Source organism: Vibrio chemaguriensis (genome assembly GCF_012275705.1).
GTDB classification, from domain to species: domain Bacteria; phylum Pseudomonadota; class Gammaproteobacteria; order Enterobacterales; family Vibrionaceae; genus Vibrio; species Vibrio diabolicus.
In genome coordinates, this window is sequence record NZ_SHOE01000002.1 from 112,978 (window position 1) to 129,290 (window position 16,313).

The window sequence follows — 16,313 nt, forward strand, 5'->3', positions numbered from 1 at the left end:
AGATGGCTTCGGATGGGACAGAGTGTACCAAGTTTAAACAGAGATACCCTACAAAAAGTGCGACATTTTGTACCAACGCAAACTTTTGTGCAAATAACCCCATGATTTAGTGCATAAATCGAGCACTTTTCGCTTGTAAAAGGTTGGCATCTTGTTTGCTATAAGGTGGCTACAGGGCGTATTCAAGTGATCTCAGGATGTTGGTGTTTGTTATTCCAACACCCTAAGACAACTTGCACTTTGAACTAATCGCTCTCGCCCAAGAGGCCTCTCCCAATACATCGGGAGAAAAGCCAAAGAATCATTGGAAAGGAACATATAAAAATGAAAAAAATTGCGCTAACTCTGGCTGCGACGTCAATCACGCTTGTAAGTTACTCTGCGTTTTCCGCTCAAGATGGCGAGCACGTTCGCCTAGCAACCACTACCAGTACTTACCATTCAGGGTTACTTGATTACCTGCTTCCACAATTTGAAAAAGACACGGGCTACAAAGTCGATGTTATCGCTGCGGGTACTGGCAAGGCCTTAAAAATGGGCGAAAACGGTGACGTAGATTTGGTGATGACACACGCACCAAAAGCCGAAGGCACATTCGTTGAGAAAGGCTACGGCGTTCTACCTCGTAAACTGATGTATAACGACTTTGTAATTGTTGGCCCGAAAGCTGACCCAGCAAAAATCAAAAATGACGAAGGCGTGTTAGATGTATTCAAAGAGATCGCAAACAAAAACGCAACGTTCATCTCTCGCGGCGATGATTCTGGTACGCACAAAAAAGAAATGGGCTTCTGGGCTCAAACTAAAATCGAACCAAACTTTGGCGGTTACCGCAGCGTAGGTCAAGGTATGGGCCCAACTCTGAACATGGCGTCTGAAATGCAAGGCTACACCATGACAGACCGCGGCACATGGTTGGCTTATCAAAACAAATTGGATCTAGAAATTCTGTTCCAAGGCGATGAAAAACTGTTTAACCCGTACCAAGTTATTCTTGTTAATCCTGAGCGTTACCCAACAATCAACTACCAAGGCGCGAAAGCATTCAGTGATTGGTTGGTGAACCCTCGCGGACAGGAACTTATCAATGGTTTCCGCCTAAACGGTAAACAACTGTTTGTTGCGAATGCTGAGAGCAAATAACGCAATATGAACCTTGCTGATACAACACTGGAAGCGCTTCGCTTACTGGTGAATTTTGATGCAGACCTATGGGAGATCGTTGCGGTCTCCTTTAGTGTTTCTATCACGGCAATATCTTTAGTGGTATTGCCGGCTATTTTGATGTCCTTTGTACTGGCGTATACCGACTTTCGCGGTAAATGGTTTTTGTTGTCGATCGTGAATACGCTGCAAGCGGTCCCTACCGTCGTGATTGGCCTGTTGCTGTACATGTTGCTGTCGCGCGCTGGCCCTTGGGGAGACTGGCAAATGCTGTTCACTCAGAAGGCGATGATTTTCGGCCAAATGGTGATCTGTTTCCCTGTTTTGGTATCGATGATGCATGGTGCATTGCAATCTAGCGACCGTCGCGCTGTGGAAACTGCCATCACGCTAGGCGTCTCCATTCCGCGCGTGGCCGCTACAATGATTTGGGAAACCCGCTTTCCTCTACTCGCAGCTATCATTGCAGGGTTCTCACGTATCGTAACCGAGGTGGGCTGCTCAATGATGGTAGGCGGAAACATTATGGGCGTAACGCGCAATATTCCGACCGCTATCGCAATGGAAAGCAGCAAAGGTGCTTTTGCGCAAGGAGTTGCATTAGGAATTGTATTACTATCTTTAGCGTTGGCACTAAACTTCTTCTTATCAAGCATGAGAGGCAAAGGCTACCTCAGAACATAGAACATGAAGCAAACAAACGACTCACCATTAACCCCATGTAGAGGCGCATTATGACTATAAAAATCACCGCCGAGCAGTTATCCATGCGCTTTAAAGAGCGTGTGCTTTTCCACATCCCTGAGTTAGCCATCGGCCCAAATGATGCCATTTATCTCAAGGGTGACAATGGTGTGGGCAAAACTACCCTACTCAAAATCCTTGCTGGCTTGCTCAAACCCTCTACTGGCGACGTTGTTGCGCCAAAAGATACGTGGCTGAAAAGACTGACGCGTCGCAATGGTCGTGTCGATGTGATTTATCTTCATCAATCTCCTTACCTTTTTGACGGCACTGTTTATGAGAACGTAGTCTATGGCGTGAAATATCAACAAGACACACCAAAAGATAAGCGAGCTCAAGTTATTCACGCACTACGCATGGTAGGTTTAGAAACCTTAGCGGACGAACATATTTCCGTGTTGTCCGGCGGTGAAAAACAGCGCGTTGCCATGGCAAGGGCTTGGATCTTAAAACCGTCGATTTTATTGATGGATGAGCCAAGTGCGTCTTTAGACCAAGAATCCATTGAACGATTGGTGGTGATGGCGAAAGATCTTTTGGATCGTGGTTCCAGTATTGTGGTGACAAGCCATCAAACCAACGCACTGACCGACTTATGTAAAAAACAGTGGTGGATTAAAGACAAGACTTTGATAGAGTCTCCTCTGTTGTATGTCATACCAAAAGAAACATCCCAAGAGAATGCATATGCTTCAACCAACACAAACTAGTTGGGTCATTTTGGCTGGTGGCCAAGCCAGCCGTATGGGTGGAAAAGATAAAGGTCTGATTGAATTAAATCAGAAGCCACTCATCGAACACGTTATTGAACGTTTATCTCCACAAACACCACGCATTTTAATTAATGCCAACCGAAACCAAGATGCGTACAGCAAATTTGGTTTCGTATTTAGTGATCAATTCAAAGATTTCCCTGGGCCTATGGGCGGTATTCACGCGGGTTTGATGCATGCTGAAACTGACTGGGTTGGATTTGTACCTTGCGATAGCCCACAAATTAACACCGACCTTGTCGAGCGTTTCTGCCAAGCCGCCAAAGAAGACAGTGATATTTTGGTCGCTCATGATGGTGACCATCAGCAACCTGTTTTTACGCTCTACCACAAGCGCGTACTGCCAAAACTCACCGCATTTTTAGAACGTGGCGACCGAAAAATCATTCTGCTCTACAAAGAGTGCAACACCAGTTACGTTGACTTTAGCGACTCACCAAACTGTTTCGTCAACTTGAACACTCCGGAAGAACTGGCGCAATTTGGACAATTAGAATCATGAAACACACGCTAAATATTCCTATTCTTGGTTTTGCAGCTTATTCAGGCACAGGCAAAACCACGCTACTTGAAGCGCTATTGCCAAAGCTGACTGAAGCAGGTTTACGCATTGGCATGCTAAAACATGCGCACCACAACTTCGATGTCGATAAGCCGGGTAAAGACAGCTACCGTTTACGCAAAGCTGGCGCGTCTCAAATGCTGATTGCTTCTCGCAACCGTTTTGCGTTAATGACAGAAACGCCAGAAGCCGAAGCAGAGTTTGAATACCTATTAACACGTTTTGATGAAGACAACCTCGATGTAGTTTTGGTCGAAGGCTGTAAAAACATCGCGTTTCCTAAAATTGAATTGCACCGTGAAGAAGTGGGTAAGCCTTGGCTTTACCCTCACGATGAAAACATCATTGCTATCGCTTCCGACAGTGCGGAGTTGGACTCTGAACTGCCACAAATGAACATCAATGATTTGAATGCCATCGCTCAATTTGTTCTCCAATACGTTCAAGATGCAAAAGCACCAAAATCTAAAGAGAAAGACGCCGCATGTTGCGACACACTTTCTCCTGCTTTCCTTTCTGTGGTTCAAGGCCAAGAAAAAATCCTTTCTTTGGTGAACACGGTTTCGGAAATAGAAGCATGCAAGATTGAAAACGCCTATGGCCGCGTTCTCGCGGAACATATCATTTCACCAGTAAGTGTGCCGCAATACACCAACTCCGCGATGGACGGTTATGCCATCCGCAGTGATGATATTGAGCGCGATAGCTACCAAGTGGTTGCTGAAGTGATGGCGGGCCATGCTTACGATCAGCCTCTGGAAGTTGGTCAAGCGGTGAAGATCATGACCGGCGCACCAACACCACTTAACGGCGACACAGTGGTCATGCGTGAGCAAGCCTCTCAAGAAGGTGACAAGGTCACCTTTAATGGTGCGAATATCAAAGCAGGCCAAAACGTTCGTCAAGCAGGTGAAGATCTCGCTATCGGCAGTGACGTCTTTACCGCAGGCACTCGCCTAGCCTCTCCAGAAATGGGCATGATCGCTTCTCTCGGTTTTGGTGAAGCGAATGTGTTCCGCAAATTGAAAGTTGCCGTGTTCTCCACCGGTGACGAAGTACAAGCGCCGGGAACAGAGCAAAAAGCGAATTCTATCTACGATTCCAACCGTTTTACCATCATGGGCATGCTTGAAAAGCTCGGCTGCGAGATCTTGGATTTCGGTATTCTGGAAGACAACGAACAGTTAATGATTGAAGCGTTGGAAAACGCATCGGCGCAAGCGGACGTGGTTATGACTTCTGGTGGCGTATCCGTTGGTGATGCGGATTACATCAAACTTGCCTTGGATAAACTTGGTCAAATCGATTTTTGGCGAATCAACATGCGTCCGGGACGTCCACTCGCGTTTGGTCAAATCAACAACAAGCCGTTCTTTGGTCTGCCGGGCAACCCTGTTGCCGTGATGGTCTCTTTCATTAATTTTGTTGAGCCTGCACTGCGTAAGATGCAAGGCGAACAAGGCTGGAAGCCTCTGAAAGTGAATGCCATCGCGACTGAGAATCTTCGCTCTCGCCAAGGTCGTACCGAGTTTAGTCGAGGAATCTATGAACTGGATGACACTGGCCGTTTAACCGTTCGTACAACAGGCAAGCAAGGCTCTGGTATTTTGCGCTCAATGAGTGAAGCAAACTGTTTAATCGAAATCTCCCCAGCTATTGATACAGTAAAAGCGGGAGAAAGCGTGACAATTATCCCACTTCAAGGCAGAATCTAGCCCAAACTAGAAATTCAAAGGTCAGCGAGTCTGGCCTTTTTGTTTAATACAGAAACCTTTTCAGAGAGACAGCTATGGCTCGCACCATTCTTTACACTTACAAAGACCAAGACAAAGAACTGACGTTCTCATACCAGCAGCACCGCAACATTCAAGAAGCGGTTGCAGAAGCAGAAGGTATCGATATCACTGAGTTCCTAAAGATGGAGCAACAAATCGAAGCAGTGTCTGACACTAAAGCGGTGCGCAACTACCGCGATAACTACTTCAGAAAATTAGGCTTTAGCAAAATTACCCTAGCTCAAAAAGAAAACCTAGGCGTAGGCAAAAAGAACAAATAAGCTTAGCTGTAAACAGAAAACTCGCGATTCGTCGCGAGTTTTTTTATGCATGCTATTTTTGTTCGTGCTCTATACCCAAGCATATAGAAGTTACTTGGGTATATGAGTTACTTCTATATATAAGTAAAAAGCCCCGTTTTTACCTTGATGGTCTAAACGGGGCGTAGATTTCTTCTTACTTTATATCGAGTAACGTTTCAGTCACTACTTGATGTTTAGGAACGCAGCACCGCGTACACCGCCTGAATCACCGTGTTTTGCTTTGATGATCTTAGGACACTTAGCCACAGACAATAAGTGTTTAGGGATGCGTTTTGGCATCTCTTCATAAATCAATTCGAAGTTTGAAAGACCACCACCCAGCACAACAACATGTGGGTCAGTCGCTGTAAAGATGTTTGCAAAACAGATAGCCAGCAACTCCATAAAACGCTCAACGTGCTCGACGGCTTTCGCCTCACCTTCTGCGTGCGCTTTAATGATGTCGATCGCTTTCTTCTCTTCACCGTAGTAATGGGCGTAGAGCAGCTCGAAGCCTCGACCAGAAAGGTAACTGTCTAAACAACCTTTCTTGTCACAACCACAGCCCAACAGAGGTGCGTTTTCGCCTAAGTGGAACCAAGCATCGATAGGTAAACGAGTATGGCCCACCTCACCTGCTACGTGGTTACGGCCAGAGAAAACTTTACCATCGTAGATAAAACCGCCACCAAAGCCAGTACCTAGGATCAAACCAAGTACAGAAGGCTCATCTTGAAGCTCTTCGTCCCATGCTTCTGATAGCGCAAAACAGTTCGCATCGTTTTCAATCTTTACGCTGCGACCGATTTTCGCTTCAAGGTCCGCGCGCAGTGGTTTGCCTTTCGCCGCAGGAACGTTAACCGTTAATACCGTTGCATCGTCTGCGTCTTCCATACCTGGCAGGCCAAGACCAATGGTGCCTTCGCAACCAAACTCTGCATCGTATTTGTTAACCAATTCCGCAATGGTATCAACCAGCAGCTCGTAGTTGTCTGTTGGTGTAGGTACACGTTCCGTCGCTACACGCTCAAGCTTCTCGTTAAATGCACCAAATTCAATTTTAGTGCCACCGACATCAAAGCCGTAATACATGTATTTCTCTCCTAAAAAATGCTTAAACGACTCCAAAAATGGCTGGAGTCAAAAGTATAAACTAGTGGCATTATCCATATCTGTACGCCTGCAAACCGTGACCGAATGCAGATTTATCCCCTCACCGCAGCCAGTTGAACAACATGCCATCAACAAAAGTTCATTCCTTAGAGTCAGCTCTCGGTTTTCACCCACTCTTTGAAACGTTTTAAATGCGGTCGGTTGGGATCGTTTTTGACTCGGGTCTTGGTCAACATGTAGGTTTCTCTAAAGGCTTCAAACCACAACTGCAGGCATTCCGATGCTTTATTCTCACCGGCTTGTTTCAAAACTAACGTCGCGACTTCGGCGGTTGAAAGATGCTGCTCATTCTCAGAACGGCGCATGATGTATTCAGACAGAGATTCTGGCTCAATAGAAAGCACAGGCAAAGATTTAAGAAAATCAGAACGACGGAATATCTTTCGTGCCTCACGCCAGCTACCATCGATAAAGATTAGCAACCATTTTTTGTTCTGAGCCTCTTCGTTTACTAATCGCGCAGGCTCCAGATCTTCAATTAAACGAGACGGGTCATCCACATAGTCTGCAGGAAATACAATCACTGGTTGGTAGTTGTCATCCTGTAGTAGCTCCAGCATCTCCTCAGACGGTTCTGTTCGGTTCCATTGATACACGTAAGTCTCTTGAATCGTATCAGCAATTAGACGACCGGTATTACTTGGCTTAAATACTTCGTTTTCAGAAACAATCAACATACATGCAATATTAGCCTTGATGTTTGGCTGAAGATCGCACAAACAGTGTTGCTCAGAAACCTGGCAATATTGGCAACGAACCACTTTACATCCACGCGCGTTGAAAGGCTTGGTTGAGATAGATTGTCGGTACTGATATAAACGGTGGAAAGCGTGAATTCTCATGGTAAGTAATGCCAAGTAAAAAGTAGAGCGCGATTCTACTGATATTATGGTTTCGCCTCAAGATAAGCCCTTCAAAGCACCTTACTGTTTGTTGAAATAATTTCACCCTTATCTCGGTCATAGATAAAGTAATAAATAAGGAAATGACAGTGACAGAAACGACGTTTCAAGATCCCTCGTGGATAAGATTAGGCTTTTTTCTCGGCGTATTATTACTTTGTGCCCTTTGGGAAAACAAACTGCCGAGAAAAACACTTACCGCTTCACGCGGGTTTCGCTGGGTCAACAACTTATCACTGGTTGCTGTGAATAGCTTGATTGTTGCGTTAGTCATGCCTATCGCCGCCTTTCAAGCTGCAATTATCGCTCAGGAGCAACAATGGGGACTATTTAATTTGCTCTCCCTGCCCGCTTGGTTAAACGTGCTTCTAGCGGTTATTCTGCTTGATTTCGTCATTTACGTTCAGCATGTGGTCTTTCACTATGTAAAGCCACTGTGGAAGCTTCATCGAATGCACCATGCCGATCTCGACATTGATGTCACTACTGGCGCACGTTTTCATCCCATCGAAATCATCATCTCGATGGGTGTCAAAATTGCCACCGTATTTATCTTAGGCGTTTCTCCTATCGCTATCGTGGTATTCGAAATAGTGCTCAATGCCAGTGCGATGTTTAATCACAGTAATGCAAAACTGGCTTTATCAGCGGATCAGAAACTGCGAAACGTCATAGTGACGCCAGACATGCATCGCGTTCATCATTCCGTGATAGCAAAAGAAACCAACTCGAATTTCGGTTTCTTCCTTTCTGTTTGGGACCGACTTTTTGGGACATATCGAGCTCAGCCTGAACTTGGCCATGATGATGTCGTAATTGGTATACCGGAAATTAGGAATGAAGCAGAACAACGATTAGACAAGCTGTTAACGCAACCTTTTCGCTATAACCGAAGAAGACGCAACAGTTGAAGAAAAGTTTTTGTGGATGAAGTGCGTAAACAAAGCGAATAGACTAAACCTAAACACCAACCAGTTAAACACCACTTCATCCTTACGATGCTAGCTAATGGATTCACTCTCCGTTAGTTGACGTTTTTTGTTTAATTGAGTAATACCAACAAATAAACCAACCACACCAAGCACCGTGCACACCAAAGCATTAGTATCCATTGCTCGTTGTGCTTCTATTGAGCTGTATAGAAAAGCCAGACTGAAGAAAGTGGTACCAAAGCTTAAACCTGTCAGTACGCTGAAACCAGCGAAACTGGCCAAGTCTTTAAAATCGTTCATAACGAATCCCTGTTTACTATCCTTAATTGAGTGATGAAAAGTGAAAGTTAACGAAATATCTGGCGTGATTGTCGATGTTTACGCGCGTTCCATAACCAGATAGATACGCCGAATGAAAAACCTAAAAAGAGTGTTTTCATTTGAAGTGCGGCATTGTTGTCCAATATTTCTAATGTATAGTGAGCGTGCGAGCTAAAAATAACATTGGTCGTCAGAATCAATAGCATAAGCACTAATCCGGAACGACGGTGCTTCACCAACAGATACACCGCTAGTAAGTCTAACAGCCCCAATGCGCTCCAATAAATATTCAACCAGCGTGGCGCAAAATCATAAGGCAAAAAACCGTTAGCAATGTTGTCATAAAGATGAACCACACCGCCAACTGTCATAAAAAGGCATAAGAGAAACACGACGAATTTATCCATTATCGTTTCCTTATCTGAATGAATGCGCAAAGCATATAGAAGTCAGTTAAACATTTGTAATCTCATAGCCATTTTTGAGATCGACAGTGCCTTTAAACAGTACGTGAGGCGTGCGAAAGAAATTTATTCGCTCCTGATAGAAGCATAGTGTTAGCTTTGGCATTTCGCTCAAATACACCAATGTTAGAACAGAAGTCTCATTCAAACCGCTCCTTGGTCTATCAGTTTTCGAACTTTTTCCAGTGCGTTCTGAAAAACGGTATGCGCTTGTGAGGAAATATCGCTCCCTATATCGTGCCAAAAGAACGCAAAATCATGTCCGCCATCGTCTTGTGTATGAAACGTCCATGAATCCTCTAGGTCAGCACACTCGCACAAAACAAAATGCCATACTTGATTTTGAAAGCCACTGTCCCATGAGCATAAATACCGAGCGGAGATAACGTGCGTAATTCCAGATTCTTCAGCGAGCTCCCGCTTAGCGGCTGTGATGTAACTTTCATCAAACACTTCAACAATACCCTTGACGAACTGAATACCCGCCAACGGATGTTTAAAAAGTAGGAGCTCTTGGTTTTGCTTACGCAGAACGACGGGACAAACTTTATCGATCACAAAACCACTCCTCGTTGTTTAAGCAGAAAGCTTTGGCTTGTTCTGGATATAAAGGAATCGCATGAAGTTGCATTATCCATTCCTTTGAATTCGGACAACATTCTAGCCATCTTGTTTCACCGAGATAGCATTAACACCACGTAGTGATAACTCAGCCCTTAAGAAATGAGCAAGATGCGATATAACTCACTTTTGCGATTTGAATAGCAATCAGAGGGTGCGTAGAAGCAACAAAAAGCAGAACCGAAGTTCTGCTTTTAGAAGATGAAAACATGTCACTTATGCGGACTGATGTAGCTCGTATTTATGCAACATTGCTTGTTGATGCCCTGCAATTTCTGCCACTTGTTCAGAGCTCTCTACCATGGATTCAAGTTGTAACTTTGTACGCTCTCCAAGCTCGGAAATATTATTGATGGATTGAGACACGTCCGCCGTCGCACGTTCTTGTTCTTCTGTAGCAACTGAGATTTGCTCAACACGCTCTTGAATGTGTTTAACCGCAAGGTTGATATCAGAGAATGTCGATTTCACTTCATTGCTGGACTGCAGTGCGTGGGCCATTTCTTCTCTTGAATCATTGACTGCTTGGCGCGAACGCTCTGCGGCAGTAATAAGCTCGCTCATCATTGCTCGGATGTTCGTTGTTTGTTGAGAAGTATCACTTGCTAGTTTGCGGACTTCATCCGCGACAACTGCAAACCCACGCCCTTGTTCACCAGCTCGAGCGGCTTCTATTGCTGCGTTGAGAGCAAGCAAGTTTGTGTTGTCAGCAATACCACTGATCATATCGACCATTTCACGAATCTGCTTAACACGTTGGTTTAGCTCTAACATAGATTGCTCATTCATATCCAAAGAGCTTTCAAGTGATTCCAAACGTTCACGGTTTTGTTCCACAACTTGAACGCCTTTTTCAGTGTGCTTGGTAGCAAGCATCGAGTCCTGTGACGAGGCATTTGTCACTGTTGCTATTTCACGAATGGAGGCTTCAAGTTGCGTAATGGTCGTGCTCATGCTCGCCAACGCTTCATTTTGTGTCGTCAACCCATCGCTCGTTTGTTCAGCTGCACTGTGGCTTACTTCGGCCGTCTGATAAAGCGTCTCACAGTTACGTGTAACTGTTTGGATAGAGTTGTTTGTTGAATCAATCACTTGGTTTAGTTTTCGTGCCACTTCTTTCAGCTCATAAGGACCAACCTCTTGTGCGTTGTCACGGAAGTCATGTTCGGTAAGTGCTGAAAGACGCGTTAGTACATTTCTTAACCCTCGGTTTGTCCATGACTTGAGGCTAAACCAAGTAACCAGAATAATGAAAGAAATCACGCACGCCGCAAACACGAGCACAACGCTCACTGACTCAATGGTCTCATTGACCACACTCTCTTTATCCGCAATCAACTCACCAGCAGCTTGTGATATTTGATCAAGCAACCGCATGGTTTCATCCGCAAGAATCGAAGCCTGTTTAAACTCTGAACGTTGCAATTCCCCTTGTTCTAGTTTGGCGAGGATCAAACGCAGCACGCCCTTTTCACTAAAGCCTTGCTTCACCATCTCGTACGGTGCCGTTAGGCTTGCATATTCGCTTACTTCTGGATGTAAAGACTGGAAATCTTCATAGGCGAGATTAATACCTGCAATACGGTTACGCATTTCTCGATATTCTTTTTCGGCTTTGCTCAGCTCAGAATGCATCATCATTACTAAGAAGGTGCTTTCCATTGAGCTCGCTGAAGCAATAAATCGGTTGGCGGCATCACTCGATTCAGGATTTTCAGCACTAAGAAACGAGCTGATTCGATTCATTTCCGGGCCGATAGAGCTGAGCCCATAGCGGAACCCACCAACTCCTGCATCAATATCCATTTGAATTTTTATCACTGAAGATTGCTTCAGTAAAATGGACTGCGTGACGTTATGTAAACGCGCTAAATTTGTATCTAACTCCTCAGAGAGTTGCTCAGCAACACCAGAAGCTTCTCCAACCAAACTTTTGCTTTGAGTCGCAAGTGAATCGATTTGCTCTTTTATTAGAGGCAACTCTTTTGGCTCAGTAATTTGCATACCATGGTTGAGTAGCTTAACCATCTCCAATACATTCCTAGTTAACTTTGCGTTCGCCATCGCGATTGGTAACGCTTTTTGCGACAAGTCTTCAAATTGCTCTCCTACCTGTTCCATTCCTTTGAAACTTGAGACAGAAAGGGCTATAACAAGAGCTATGATAGTTAAAAATGTTGCACTAACAGCCTGAATCAGTGAAAGTGATGTGCGTGAGCGTTTTCGCTTTGCCATAATCAATTTTTATTCTTTCTTAAGGTTGAATCGGTTTTGCAGTAATTCCGTCACATTTGTGAGACAAAACCGTGATTTGCAGCCCATACTATGGATTGGTTATGACACTAATATTTCAGTTGTGAGTCGTAGAGATGACAGGTGGTGATTTGCGTCGAGTATATTTTCCTTTGATAATCAGTGTGCTACTAAGCGCCTGCTCTTCTGGGCCTGAACCTAGCGAGCAAGTGCAAGTGACAACACCTACAAATCAGTTATTGGACAATAACCCTGACTTGTTCCAGTTTTATACAGAATGGCATGGCACACCTTATCGCTTAGGCGGCACACAAAAATCTGGTATTGATTGCTCGGCATTTGTGCAAAAAGCCTTTGTTGAGGCTTATCAGCTATCGTTACCCAGGACAACGAGACAACAATCGAAACAAGGTGTGGAATTACATTGGACGGACGCCAAACAAGGAGATTTGGTGTTTTTTAAGACAAGACGGACGACCTATCATGTAGGGATTTACTTGGGTAACAAGCAGTTCATGCATGCGTCAACGTCTAAAGGTGTGATCATTTCAAGAATCGACAACCCATACTGGGCATCTAAGTTTTGGCAAGTAAGAAGAGTTACAATGTAACTCTTCTTACTTTTAGAATTGGAGATGACTGGTATCAAACAATATCAATCGTAAGTAGCAACGGCAGTATCGAATAGGTTTTTAACCAAAGCGATGTATTCATCAAGAAACGTGATCTGTTCATTAGTCGCTTTTTTATGCCATACACCAGCCAATATCTCACCAAGATCTTCAACAACCGCATCCGCCTCTTTTAGTAATTTGAAGCGTACGCTTGAGTGAAGCTCTGGGTTTTGCTCAAAGATCGCCATGATGTTTGAAGCCACCATATCGGTGACGACATCTTCGATGCTTTCGGATCCAGTGTCGCCAATTTCAGTCGTGAAAATATCTAGATTTAGCGACAAGTGCTCGATAAGAGCGAGATATCCATCGGTTTCTAAAACCACTGTTTTTCTCCGTTTATTGCAAGCCTTCGAAGCTGAAAGCGGAATAGTTTCAATAGTAAGACATGCCGAGAAAATTTCATTAACTTATTTCATATTAACAAACATTCACGAACCAACTGGATGTTTTTCAAACAATTGCGCTTTGCCTCACTGCGTTCGGATACAGGGTTTCTTCAAACCTTTTTGTATTTCAGTCATTTTCATGCAAACAAGTTTGGTTACGACCGTTTTCTTTTGCACGATACAACGCAGCATCGGCACTCTTTAACCATTGAGTGTGAGTTTCAAAATAAGGTTTATACTCGCAAACACCAATACTTATCGTGTAATTAATCAAAAAATCTTCCACTTTCACGATCTCTTGCTCAATTCTTTTACGTAAACGCTCCGCGAAATAGCAAGCTTGTTCTTGATTCGTATGAGGAAGCAATACCGTAAACTCTTCTCCGCCAAAACGACCGCACACATCACTGCTTCTTGCTGTCTTTCTTAATAACGAAGAAGTACGACGAATGACTTCATCTCCCGTCGGGTGACCATAGGTATCATTCACTTTTTTAAAGTGGTCGATATCAAATATTACTAATGAGCATGGTCCGTCGATAACTTTTAGGTGAGCAAACTCTTCTTTCAGCGATTGCTCCCAATAAGCACGATTAAATAAACCTGTTAAACCATCTTTGCGACTGATTTCAGACAAATGTTGATTTGTTTCTTTCAAATGAATGCGATTTCTTGCCGTTTCAGAGACATCATTCACTTGAATAGCAATGTGGCTGACCTCTCCTGAGAGCCCGATTAACGGGGTGATTACGATGTCTTGATACATGAAATCACTGCTGTTTGAAACCGGAGAAAAATTGTTGAATTTAAAAAGGTACGGTCGGTTTTCCCAGCTAGAGAAGGAACGAGTTTCCAGATCGGCGGCGGTTTTTATCTTGGTTTCTAGCCAAGTTTTTGGCAGCTCTTCAAAATGATCAAATAAACATTGGCCAAGGATTTCTTGTGACAGAACGCCACTGTATGACTGCATAAAACTGTTCCACACACAGACCTTATACTCTTGATCCAACACGATAAGCCCTGAATCCATCGTATCGAGAATTTGTGTGACCCAATGAAAGTCTGCTATGTCCAGCGTAATATCGGACATTAGATTAGCTCCATGATTTCATAAATAATTTCTACGGATGGTTTATCAATTAAAAACAGTACCTCACACTCAAAATCAAGCGCTTCTGCCATGTAAGTGTATTCGATAGTAAACAGCTCACCTAATTCACCCTGCTCTTCACAATAAGGCGTTAACGTATCCACAATGCCTGGCTGACGAAGTGAGAATTGCTTGTCGAGCTGATCCCCTAACGATGTGAGAAATGACGAAACCAGTAAGTTCGAGATATTCAAAATGATTTCATTATGAGGTGTAAACTCAAGCAGATAGCCTAACTTCTCGCCAATTTGATTGATGTCTCTACCTCGTAGACACACCAGAGCTTCACCATGAATACCGCCACCAACAAACCTCTGCGCAACCGCGACGGAGCCATCACGCCCAACAACGTCGACAAGCGTCATATGAAGTTCGCCATAGGATAACGGACCAACATGTGGAACAGGAAGTTGGATGAACTCGTGTAAGTGGTCTGCCATAATCGCAGCCCCTTTACCAAGGGCAATGTTTGCAATCTCGCGGAATTTGGCTAATGAGGAGAACTCCTCGCAAATCTGGCTTTTAGGATCAATCGAATGGCTAGGCTTGAACGCATAGTGCAGCCCCAATTGTTCATAGAGCGGTATCATCTGCTCTTCTGTCAGAGGCTTAGCGATAAAAGCTTGAGCACCGAGCTCTATGCAGCGCTGTTTTGCCTCTTGTTGAACATCTCCAGAAATAATGACGATTTTAGTCTGGTAGTGACTAACAGGTAATGACTCGAGGACTTCAAAACCGTCCATGATCGGCATCGTTAAATCGAGAAACAAAATATCGATATTTTGCTCCGCAAGAATATTTAGCGCCTCATACCCATCTTGAGCTTCGATCAGGTGCAATGATGTATCTTGTACGATGGAGCGCGCAATGAGCTTTCTTGCAACCGCTGAGTCATCACATATCAGTATTTTCATGTCACCAATGGAACTAACGTCAAAAAAATAATAATACCTGTTGTATACGTTCACCTCCATATGCTATGCCGACAAATCAGAGGCTTATAAGCGATTTGATTCACATTTATACAAATTGACTACACTGAGAGGAAGGTTTCTTTACGAAGTATGCTCAACGTAGCGCCAACACCTTGCTTTTTATCCTAAACTGTTGGTGGTCAAATAGATTCGCGAGGTTTTGTATGTGGCAAGCAATATCGCAACAGCTTTCTGATACTTTATTATTCGAGTACCAGATCACGGAAAAAGTAAGACTGTCTGGCGGGGATATCAGTGAAAGCTACATGATTAATGACGGCGAACAGCGCTATTTCGTGAAAATTAACGATCGCGAGTTTTTGTCTAAGTTTGAAGTTGAGGCAGAAAGTCTGCATCTTTTGCGTGAGACATCCACCCTATTTGTTCCAGAGGTTGTGTTGGTTGGTAAAACCAAAAATGCCTCATTCCTAATTCTTAACTACCTTCCAACAAAGCCATTAGAAGATGGCCCAAACAGCTTTAAATTAGGACAGCAATTAGCTCACCTTCATCAATGGGGCGAGCAAAAGGAATTTGGTTTTGATACGGATAACTATCTCGGGTCCACTCTACAACCCAATAAGTGGCACAAGAAGTGGTGTGTCTTCTTTGCTGAACAACGCATAGGATGGCAATTACAGCTCCTTAAAGAAAAAGGCGTCACTTTAGTTGATATCGACGACTTTATAGATGTCGTAAAACAACTGCTAGCAAACCATGCTCCAGAGCCCTCCTTGCTGCATGGCGATTTATGGAACGGGAATGCGGCTCTCACGGCATGTGGCCCTATCTGTTACGATCCCGCCTGCTACTGGGGTGACAGGGAGTGTGATATTGCGATGACTGAGCTTTTTGGTGGATTTCAACCGGAATTTTATCAAGGTTATGAATCTGTTATGCCACTTTCTGCTGGTTATCAAGAGCGTAAAGATATCTATAACCTTTACCATGTTCTCAACCATTGCAATTTATTTGGCGGCCATTACTTGGAGCAGGCTCAACAAGTTATTAATAAAATTATTTCTTATTAATTTGGAAGCCACTGCATATTTCAAGATGTAAAACCTCGAGGCACATCACTACAGAAAATGACCCTAAGCTCAAGGTTGAGTTTGGGGTCAAGTTTTATACTTATTTCGA

Annotated in this window: 18 protein-coding genes; 9 read left to right on the plus strand and 9 right to left on the minus strand. The window is 43.9% G+C overall.

Annotated elements, in window-relative coordinates:
- Positions 1 to 324 precede the first annotated feature (324 nt).
- From EX191_RS02810 to EX191_RS02835, 6 genes are all read left to right on the plus strand, one after another.
- Positions 325 to 1,143 (plus strand): ABC transporter substrate-binding protein, encoded by an 819-nt coding sequence (locus EX191_RS02810; RefSeq protein ID WP_005396187.1) that lies wholly within the window; start codon positions 325 to 327, stop codon positions 1,141 to 1,143.
- A 6-nt stretch (positions 1,144 to 1,149) separates the two neighbouring features.
- On the plus strand, positions 1,150 to 1,848 hold the full coding sequence (locus EX191_RS02815; RefSeq protein WP_005396188.1) for an ABC transporter permease: 699 nt from the start codon (positions 1,150 to 1,152) through the stop codon (positions 1,846 to 1,848).
- 50 nt (positions 1,849 to 1,898) lie between these two features.
- Positions 1,899 to 2,618, plus strand: coding sequence for an energy-coupling factor ABC transporter ATP-binding protein (locus EX191_RS02820; protein ID WP_005396189.1), 720 nt, complete (start codon positions 1,899 to 1,901; stop codon positions 2,616 to 2,618).
- Entirely contained in the window at positions 2,596 to 3,183 is a 588-nt protein-coding gene (mobA, locus tag EX191_RS02825; RefSeq protein WP_025534433.1) for a molybdenum cofactor guanylyltransferase MobA, read from the plus strand. The genes EX191_RS02820 and mobA overlap by 23 nt, the downstream gene beginning before the upstream one ends.
- On the plus strand, positions 3,180 to 4,958 hold the full coding sequence (locus EX191_RS02830; RefSeq protein ID WP_193447085.1) for a bifunctional molybdopterin-guanine dinucleotide biosynthesis adaptor protein MobB/molybdopterin molybdotransferase MoeA: 1,779 nt from the start codon (positions 3,180 to 3,182) through the stop codon (positions 4,956 to 4,958). The genes mobA and EX191_RS02830 overlap by 4 nt, the downstream gene beginning before the upstream one ends.
- Before the next feature lie 74 nt (positions 4,959 to 5,032).
- On the plus strand, positions 5,033 to 5,299 hold the full coding sequence (locus tag EX191_RS02835) for a DUF2960 domain-containing protein (protein ID WP_005377584.1): 267 nt from the start codon (positions 5,033 to 5,035) through the stop codon (positions 5,297 to 5,299).
- A 204-nt stretch (positions 5,300 to 5,503) separates the two neighbouring features.
- On the opposite strand, the gene nagK is transcribed toward EX191_RS02835, so the two are convergent.
- Both nagK and EX191_RS02845 read right to left on the minus strand, forming a co-directional pair.
- Positions 5,504 to 6,412, minus strand: a complete 909-nt coding sequence (nagK, locus tag EX191_RS02840) for an N-acetylglucosamine kinase (RefSeq protein WP_006742573.1) — start codon at positions 6,410 to 6,412, stop codon at positions 5,504 to 5,506.
- Between the two features lie 173 nt (positions 6,413 to 6,585).
- Complete coding sequence (locus EX191_RS02845) at positions 6,586 to 7,335, minus strand: tRNA-uridine aminocarboxypropyltransferase (protein ID WP_041853036.1); 750 nt, start codon at positions 7,333 to 7,335, stop codon at positions 6,586 to 6,588.
- A gap of 149 nt (positions 7,336 to 7,484) precedes the next feature.
- On the opposite strand from EX191_RS02845, the gene EX191_RS02850 reads away from it, so the two are divergent.
- Entirely contained in the window at positions 7,485 to 8,306 is an 822-nt protein-coding gene (locus EX191_RS02850; RefSeq protein ID WP_012841839.1) for a sterol desaturase family protein, read from the plus strand.
- Positions 8,307 to 8,396: 90 nt separating this feature from the next.
- On the opposite strand, the gene EX191_RS02855 is transcribed toward EX191_RS02850, so the two are convergent.
- The 4 genes from EX191_RS02855 to EX191_RS02870 all read right to left on the minus strand — a co-directional run bounded on the left by EX191_RS02855 (position 8,397) and on the right by EX191_RS02870 (position 11,968).
- Positions 8,397 to 8,627, minus strand: coding sequence for a hypothetical protein (locus tag EX191_RS02855; RefSeq protein ID WP_193447086.1), 231 nt, complete (start codon positions 8,625 to 8,627; stop codon positions 8,397 to 8,399).
- Positions 8,628 to 8,674: 47 nt separating this feature from the next.
- The gene (locus tag EX191_RS02860) at positions 8,675 to 9,055 is read right to left on the minus strand and encodes a hypothetical protein (RefSeq protein ID WP_025631620.1); all 381 of its coding nucleotides are present in this window, start codon (positions 9,053 to 9,055) and stop codon (positions 8,675 to 8,677) included.
- A gap of 201 nt (positions 9,056 to 9,256) precedes the next feature.
- Positions 9,257 to 9,670, minus strand: coding sequence for an NUDIX domain-containing protein (locus EX191_RS02865; protein WP_193447087.1), 414 nt, complete (start codon positions 9,668 to 9,670; stop codon positions 9,257 to 9,259).
- 279 nt (positions 9,671 to 9,949) lie between these two features.
- Positions 9,950 to 11,968 (minus strand): methyl-accepting chemotaxis protein, encoded by a 2,019-nt coding sequence (locus tag EX191_RS02870; RefSeq protein ID WP_193447088.1) that lies wholly within the window; start codon positions 11,966 to 11,968, stop codon positions 9,950 to 9,952.
- A 134-nt stretch (positions 11,969 to 12,102) separates the two neighbouring features.
- On the opposite strand from EX191_RS02870, the gene EX191_RS02875 reads away from it, so the two are divergent.
- Complete coding sequence (locus EX191_RS02875; protein ID WP_065646735.1) at positions 12,103 to 12,597, plus strand: NlpC/P60 family protein; 495 nt, start codon at positions 12,103 to 12,105, stop codon at positions 12,595 to 12,597.
- 44 nt (positions 12,598 to 12,641) lie between these two features.
- Here the strand turns inward: EX191_RS02875 and EX191_RS02880 are convergent, their stop codons facing one another.
- From EX191_RS02880 to EX191_RS02890, 3 genes are all read right to left on the minus strand, one after another.
- Positions 12,642 to 12,986 (minus strand): DUF3802 family protein, encoded by a 345-nt coding sequence (locus EX191_RS02880; protein WP_005396212.1) that lies wholly within the window; start codon positions 12,984 to 12,986, stop codon positions 12,642 to 12,644.
- 190 nt (positions 12,987 to 13,176) lie between these two features.
- On the minus strand, positions 13,177 to 14,139 hold the full coding sequence (locus EX191_RS02885; RefSeq protein WP_005396213.1) for a GGDEF domain-containing protein: 963 nt from the start codon (positions 14,137 to 14,139) through the stop codon (positions 13,177 to 13,179).
- Positions 14,139 to 15,113, minus strand: coding sequence for a response regulator (locus EX191_RS02890; protein ID WP_193447089.1), 975 nt, complete (start codon positions 15,111 to 15,113; stop codon positions 14,139 to 14,141). The genes EX191_RS02885 and EX191_RS02890 overlap by 1 nt, the downstream gene beginning before the upstream one ends.
- Positions 15,114 to 15,337: 224 nt before the next feature.
- On the opposite strand from EX191_RS02890, the gene EX191_RS02895 reads away from it, so the two are divergent.
- Positions 15,338 to 16,204: a fructosamine kinase family protein gene (locus tag EX191_RS02895; protein WP_005396217.1), complete on the plus strand. Its 867-nt coding sequence runs from the start codon at positions 15,338 to 15,340 to the stop codon at positions 16,202 to 16,204.
- Positions 16,205 to 16,313 lie beyond the last annotated feature (109 nt).